Origin of the sequence: Pseudomonas sp. zfem002 (assembly GCF_032621685.1) — a bacterium.
Classification (GTDB): Bacteria; Pseudomonadota; Gammaproteobacteria; order Pseudomonadales; family Pseudomonadaceae; genus Aquipseudomonas; species Aquipseudomonas japonica.
The window spans coordinates 227,427-233,588 of the sequence record NZ_JAVYJH010000005.1; the positions used below are offsets into that span (position 1 = coordinate 227,427).

Consider the following 6,162-nt stretch of genomic DNA (forward strand, 5'->3'; position numbering starts at 1 on the left):
CAAGGAGCGCAATCCATGGCTGGACCATTGCTGGAGATTCCCTGCACCACCATCAAGGGCGAACAGAAGACCCTGGCGGACTTTCCGGCCAAGGCCGTGCTGATCGTCAACACCGCCAGCCAGTGCGGTTTCACCCCGCAGTACAAGGGGTTGGAGGCGCTGTGGCAGCGTTATCGCGACCAGGGCCTGGTGATTCTCGGCTTCCCCTGCAACCAGTTCGGCAAGCAGGAACCGGGTGACGAGGCGGAGATTTCGCACTTCTGCGAGCTGAATTTCGGTGTCAGTTTCCCGCTGTTTCGCAAGATCGACGTCAACGGGCCGGCGGCCCATCCCTTGTTCGTCGAACTGAAAAAACGCGCTCCCGGCCTGCTCGGCTCCCAGGGCATCAAGTGGAATTTCACCAAGTTCCTGGTCGATCCGCAGACCGGCAGCGTCAGTCGCTACGCCCCCACCACCAAGCCGGAGGCCCTGAGCGCGAGCATCGAGGCGCTGCTCAGGTGATGGCCGGCGGCACCCAGTGGTCGATCAGCGCCAGCAGCTCTTCGCGGCGGAACGGCTTGGCCAGGTAGTCGTTCATGCCGGCGGCGCGGCAGCGTTCGCGTTCCTCCGGCATGGCGTTGGCGGTCAGGGCGACGATCGGCAGGCTCGGCCAGCGCCCGCTCTGGCGAATCCTGCGACTGGCCTCGTAGCCATCCATCACCGGCATGTTGCAGTCCATCAGCACCAGGTCGAAGCGGGCGTCCTCCAGCTGTTCCAGCGCCTCGGCGCCGTGGGTCGCCACGCTGACTTCGCAGCCGAGCTTGCCCAGCATGCCCTTGGCCACCAGTTGATTGACCGGGTTGTCCTCGACCAGCAGGATGCGTGCCCGCCGCGCGCTGGCAGCGCTGTCCGCCTGTTCCGCCGGTGTGCCGTCGTCGACCCGCGCGAGCACCCGGCGCAGCGCCTGGTACAGCGCTCCGCGGGCCAGTGGGCGGGCCTGTTGCTGCAAGGGCGCGAGGCTGGCCGCCTGTTCTCCGGGGAGAAAGTTGCCGTAGGCGGTGATCAGCAGGATCGGCGCCTTGATCTCGGGGCGTAGCGCCAGCAGGCAATCCAGGTCATCGGTGATCACCAGGTCCGGCGGGTTGCCGGCCAGCCCTTCCAGGCCGTCGAGACGTCGATAGTCCAGCCCCCAGCGCGGCAGCAGGCTCTGCAGCAGTTCCGCCAGACCGCTCTTGGCGTTGCTGATGGCGACCACATGGCCGCGCAGCGGCTCCGGCATGACCGCGGCGGTGTGGCTGGGCAACGGCAGTTCGGCGCTGAACTGGCTGCCGAAGCCGGTCTCGGAACTGATGCTCAGGCGCCCGTTCATGGCCTCGCAGAGGTTGTTGGTCAGGGTCAGGCCCAATCCGGTGCCGCCGTACTGCCGGGTGATGCCGGCGCCGGCCTGGGTGAAGGGCTGGAAGATGCGTGTCTGCGCCTCCGGGGCGATGCCGATGCCGGTGTCGCAGACATCGATGCGTACCCCGCCATTCTGGGCGCTCAGGCGCACGTCGACGCGACCGAAGCGGGTGAACTTGAGCGCGTTGGACAGCAGGTTGCTGACGATCTGCCGGACCCGGGTCGGGTCGCCGAGGACCAGGGCGGGGAATTTCGGATCGATCAGGCAGGTCAGCTCGACATTCGGCGCGGTGTTCTGCGACAGCAGGTTGGCGGTGTCTTCCACCAGAGTCCCGAGGTCGAAGGGGATGCGTTCCAGTTCGAGCTGGCCGGCATCGAACTTGGACAGGTCGAGAATATCGTTGAGCAGCTCCACCAGGACCTTGCCCGAGTCGTGGGCGATCGACAGTTGCTGGCGCTGTTCGGCGTTCAGCGGACTGTCCAGGGACAGGGCGATCATGCCCAGCAGGCCATTGAGGGGGGTGCGGATCTCGTGGCTCATGTTGGCGAGAAACGCAGCGCGGGCCTGGGCCATGTCGAGGGCGCGGCGGCGCGCCTCTTCCAGTTCCTGGTTGGACTGGCTGAGGCGATCGTTGCTGGACTTGAGTTCGTTGGTCCGCGCCGAGACGATGTTTTCCAGCTGGTTGAGGTAGTCGGTCAGGCGGTTTTCCGCGGTGCGCCGTTGCTGGATCTCGGTGGCCATGGTGACGAACTGCTGGTTGGCGACCTTCACCAGCACGCCGATCTCGTCATGTTCGTGGCCGACCGGGAACGGCAGCTTGCCCTGGTTGGCGTTGCGCGGGTCGCTGTGGCTCAGGGCAGCGATCACCCGCACCAGCGGCTTGGTCAGCATCATGTAGAACAGCGCCAGGAGAATGCCGGTCAGCACCAGGCTGCGCACGAAGCCGTTGAGCAGGGTCACCTCGGCGCGCTTGAGGAAGCGGCTGCCGAAGGCAAAGGTGTCGACATCCAGGTACAGGGTGCCGAGGTTCTCCTCGGGCATATGGCTGAGAAACAGGCGGTTGCGGAACTCGCGGTTGTTGCCGAACAGGAAATCGCTGAGGACCCGGTAGGCGCTCTCCTGGCGTGGCCGCTGCATGTCGGCGAGCACCGTGTCGTTGTTGTCGATCAGCCGGGCGCGAATGATGGCCGGCGATTGCAGCAGGCCCAGGGTCAGTTCCTGGGCCAGTTCCGAGTCGATGTTGTAGGCGATGCGTGACGCCGTGTTGTGGCTGATGTCCAGCAATGCCTGCATCTCGCGGTTGATGGAAGCATCTTCGCTGGCATAATCGATCCCTATCTGGATGAGACTGAGCAATGTTCCCAGGATGAAGCCGACAAGGACGGTCAGCCGGGCTTGCTTGTACGACAGGCGATTGGTGAACTTGATATCCATGGTCCCGAGCCAGTTCCACATTCCATGCGCTGCGCAAGCATAGCCGATCAACCCCGGCTGCTGGCATGTACTGTCACACATTCAGTTCGCTCCTTATTGCCTGGATCTGACAGAGGAATTCCCCGTGGACTCTCGTTTGAATGCTTTTCTCGAGCGCGCCGAAGGCGTGCTGGCGCGACTCGAACCCCTGTTGCCGGCGCTGCGTCCGGATATCGACTGGAACCGCAGCCTGGCGGCGCGCTGGCAGCGTGATGGCCGCAGTGGTTTCCTGCAGCCGCTGGAAGTGAGCCTGGACATTCGTCTGTCCGACCTGATCGGTGTCGACAAGCAACGCGAACAACTGGGCCGCAACACCCGCCAGTTCCTCGACGGCATGCCGGCCAACCACGCCCTGCTGTGGGGCTCGCGGGGCACCGGAAAGTCTTCGCTGGTGCGTGCGCTGCTGGCCGAGCACGCCGCCGCGGGCCTGCGCCTGATCGAAATCGAGCGTGATCACCTGGCCGACCTGCCGCGCGTGGTGGAACAATTGCACGCTTTGCCGCAACGCTTCGTGCTGTTCTGTGACGATCTCTCGTTCGAGGCCGGGGAGGGCGACTACCGGGTGCTGAAGAGCGTGCTCGACGGCTCCCTCGAGCAGGCTCCGGACAACGTGCTGCTGTACGCCACGTCGAACCGTCGCCACCTGGTGCCGGAGAAGCAGAGCGACAACGAGAACTGGAAGATGGTCGACGGCGAACTGCATCCCAGCGAGGCGGTGGAGGACAAGATCGCGCTGTCCGACCGCTTCGGCCTGTGGTTGTCGTTCTACCCGTTCACCCAGGAGCATTTCCTCAACGTCGTCGAGCACTGGATCGGCCAGCTGGCCAAGGGCCCGGGCCTGGTCTGGGAGCGCGACGACGAACTGGACAAGGCCGCGATTCGCTGGGCAACCGGCCGTGGCAACCGTAATGGCCGCTGTGCCTATCAGTTCGCCCGGTACTGGGTCGGACTCAAACTGTTGGAGCAACCTACATGATCGATCTGAATGCGGCGGGCACCGGCCTTGGTGGCTACGACCTGCTGGCGGCGCAACTGGAAGCCCTGCTTTCCGGCGAGCGTGATTTCATCGCCAATGCCGCGCAGTTTTCCGCGTTTCTCTACAACCAGGTCGACGACCTGAACTGGGCGGGCTTCTATCTCAACCGGGATGGCGAGTTGCTGCTGGGGCCGTTCCAGGGCCAGGTGGCCTGTGTACGCATCCCGTTCGGGCGTGGTGTGTGCGGGGCGGCGGCGGCCAGTCTGCAGACCCAGCGGGTCGAGGACGTGCATGCGTTTCCCGGGCATATCGCCTGCGACAGCGCCTCGAACAGCGAACTGGTGATTCCTCTGCTCAAGGACGGACGGCTGATTGGCGTGCTCGATCTGGACAGTCCGAAGCTGGCGCGCTTCGGCGTCGATGATCAGCTGGGGCTGGAGCGGCTGGCGGGGATCTTCCTGCAGGCGACCGACTGCTGATCGTTCTGAGTCGGAACAATTTGGGGCTGCTTTGCAGCCCTTCGCGAGCGAGCTCGCTCCCACAAGGTTTGTTGGGTCCTGTGGGAGCGAGCTCGCTCGCGAAGGGCCGCAAAGCGGCCCCGGTCTTGAGAGACGTCAGTCGTAGATGACCTTTTTCTTCCAGTTCTCTTCTTCGTCGGTCTTCAGGCCCTCGGTCAGGGCGTTGACGTCGTTCGCGGTCGGCTCGATGGTGTCCAGCACCATGGCATTGGCACGCGCGAGCAGTTTCTCCATGTATTCCAGCTGTTCGCGGTACTGCCCCGGCTCCGGTTGCTTGCGCAGGTATTGCACGCCGCGTTCGAAGGCGAGGCGGGCATGTCCGGGCTGGTTCTGCTGCAGGGCGGCCTGGCCCAGGTTGTTGAAGAACTCGATATGCAGCACCACGAGGATATGGCGGATTTCCTTGACCCAGTACTTGGCTTCGTTGGTGGCCAGGAAGCCTTCCTGGCTGGCGCGAACTACCTGGCTGTGCATGGCTTCCAGGAGAAAGCGCACGTCCTTGGCCTTGGCTTCGGTCTGGATCGGGCTTGGCGGGTTGCCCACCGGCAGCGACTCGCCCTGGGCGATCAGGGTTTCCAGCTCTTCGAGGCGTCCGCGGATATCGCCATTGTTCTTGTCCAGCGCCAGCTGGCGTTGATTGAGGTTGAGTTCGAGGCGGGTCAGCAGCAGCTTGAGGGCCGGGGTCATCAGCTGGCCGGGGAAGGTTTCGGTGATCTCGCCCACACGCCGCAAGCGATCGGCCAGCTCGACTTTCAGCCGTGCGCGCTCCAGCTTGCTGTTCTCGACCACATTGTTGAGGTAGCCGATCACGATCAGTAAGGCGATACCCGCCACTATAAGCAGGGTAATCATTAGTGGTGTCACCGTTCACGCCTCGTCAGTCAGGTATACCGATTGAGTGTAGTGGCTTCCCATTTACCCGGATAGGGCTGTTTGGCAGAAGCTCGCAGGGGATTGATGGCAATTTGCCCTGAGTCACAGTTGCACAATTCTCTCGCCTGCTTTTCCTGTGTCGGCAGAGCGCTTCGAAACAAGAGGGCGGGTGATCGCCAGGGAATTGGAAAACAGGTCGAAGTCATTGATTTAAATAAATTTCTATTTGGGGGTTGACGCCCCCTCAAAGCATCCATAGAATGCGCGCCACTTGCAGCGTAAAGCACACAGCGAAACGCGGCAGGGAGTGAAAAGTTGTAGCGTGTCCCCTTCGTCTAGTGGCCTAGGACACCGCCCTTTCACGGCGGTAACAGGGGTTCGAGTCCCCTAGGGGACGCCAATGCGGGAATAGCTCAGTTGGTAGAGCACGACCTTGCCAAGGTCGGGGTCGCGAGTTCGAGTCTCGTTTCCCGCTCCAGTTTACAAAGGCTTCGCTTAAGGGCGGGGCTTGTAAAAAAATCCAGTGCTGAATCCTCAGGTTTCGATACTGGTCACTAAAACGTGTGAAGCACGTTTTGGGCAGAGTCCCCTTCGTCTAGTGGCCTAGGACACCGCCCTTTCACGGCGGTAACAGGGGTTCGAGTCCCCTAGGGGACGCCAATATGCGGGAATAGCTCAGTTGGTAGAGCACGACCTTGCCAAGGTCGGGGTCGCGAGTTCGAGTCTCGTTTCCCGCTCCAAATATGGCGCTACAGGATTTTCGGGTCGTGTAGCCAAGATAAAAGGACCTTCGGGTCCTTTTTTCGTTGGTGCGCCAGGCATGGCGCGTTGCGCGTTAGCGCAACCTGCTTGGCTGTGGTGGCCAAAGCAGGAGACTTGGAGGTGAAAGTCCTCTACACACCCGGCAAGGGGAAGTGTTAGCCGGAGGCAAGGGTATCGCGGGC

Annotated in this window: 5 protein-coding genes and 4 tRNA genes; 7 read left to right on the forward strand and 2 right to left on the reverse strand. The window is 62.8% G+C overall.

Translation table 11 applies throughout. From position 1 onward, the window contains the following. The first annotated feature begins 15 nt into the window (after window positions 1-15). Entirely contained in the window at window positions 16-501 is a 486-nt protein-coding gene (locus RTI28_RS09830) for a glutathione peroxidase (protein ID WP_316920267.1), read from the forward strand. On the opposite strand, the gene RTI28_RS09835 is transcribed toward RTI28_RS09830, so the two are convergent. Continuing rightward, complete coding sequence (locus RTI28_RS09835) at window positions 494-2,812, reverse strand: response regulator (RefSeq protein ID WP_316920280.1); 2,319 nt, start codon at window positions 2,810-2,812, stop codon at window positions 494-496. The genes RTI28_RS09830 and RTI28_RS09835 overlap by 8 nt on opposite strands. Window positions 2,813-2,936: 124 nt before the next feature. Between RTI28_RS09835 and RTI28_RS09840 the strand changes: the two genes are divergently transcribed. Both RTI28_RS09840 and RTI28_RS09845 read left to right on the forward strand, forming a co-directional pair. After that, window positions 2,937-3,827 (forward strand): ATP-binding protein, encoded by an 891-nt coding sequence (locus tag RTI28_RS09840; RefSeq protein ID WP_316920268.1) that lies wholly within the window; start codon window positions 2,937-2,939, stop codon window positions 3,825-3,827. After that, window positions 3,824-4,306 (forward strand): GAF domain-containing protein, encoded by a 483-nt coding sequence (locus RTI28_RS09845; RefSeq protein ID WP_316920269.1) that lies wholly within the window; start codon window positions 3,824-3,826, stop codon window positions 4,304-4,306. The genes RTI28_RS09840 and RTI28_RS09845 overlap by 4 nt, the downstream gene beginning before the upstream one ends. Before the next feature lie 135 nt (window positions 4,307-4,441). On the opposite strand, the gene RTI28_RS09850 is transcribed toward RTI28_RS09845, so the two are convergent. Beyond that, window positions 4,442-5,209, reverse strand: coding sequence for a hypothetical protein (locus tag RTI28_RS09850; protein ID WP_042122333.1), 768 nt, complete (start codon window positions 5,207-5,209; stop codon window positions 4,442-4,444). 333 nt (window positions 5,210-5,542) lie between these two features. On the opposite strand from RTI28_RS09850, the gene RTI28_RS09855 reads away from it, so the two are divergent. The 4 genes from RTI28_RS09855 to RTI28_RS09870 all read left to right on the forward strand — a co-directional run bounded on the left by RTI28_RS09855 (window position 5,543) and on the right by RTI28_RS09870 (window position 5,958). Then, window positions 5,543-5,618: transfer RNA gene (locus RTI28_RS09855), tRNA-Glu, on the forward strand. Window positions 5,619-5,620: 2 nt separating this feature from the next. Further along, window positions 5,621-5,696 (forward strand) — tRNA-Gly (locus tag RTI28_RS09860). 106 nt (window positions 5,697-5,802) lie between these two features. Further along, window positions 5,803-5,878: transfer RNA gene (locus RTI28_RS09865), tRNA-Glu, on the forward strand. Window positions 5,879-5,882: 4 nt separating this feature from the next. Then, a tRNA-Gly gene (locus tag RTI28_RS09870) sits at window positions 5,883-5,958 on the forward strand. The last annotated feature ends 204 nt before the right edge of the window (window positions 5,959-6,162 follow it).

Coding starts and splice junctions, on each gene's coding strand:
- RTI28_RS09830 (WP_316920267.1), top strand. CDS start 16: ATGGCTGGACCATTGCTGGAGATTCCCTGCACCACCATCAAGGGCGAA.
- RTI28_RS09835 (WP_316920280.1), bottom strand. CDS start 2,812: ATGGATATCAAGTTCACCAATCGCCTGTCGTACAAGCAAGCCCGGCTG.
- RTI28_RS09845 (WP_316920269.1), top strand. CDS start 3,824: ATGATCGATCTGAATGCGGCGGGCACCGGCCTTGGTGGCTACGACCTG.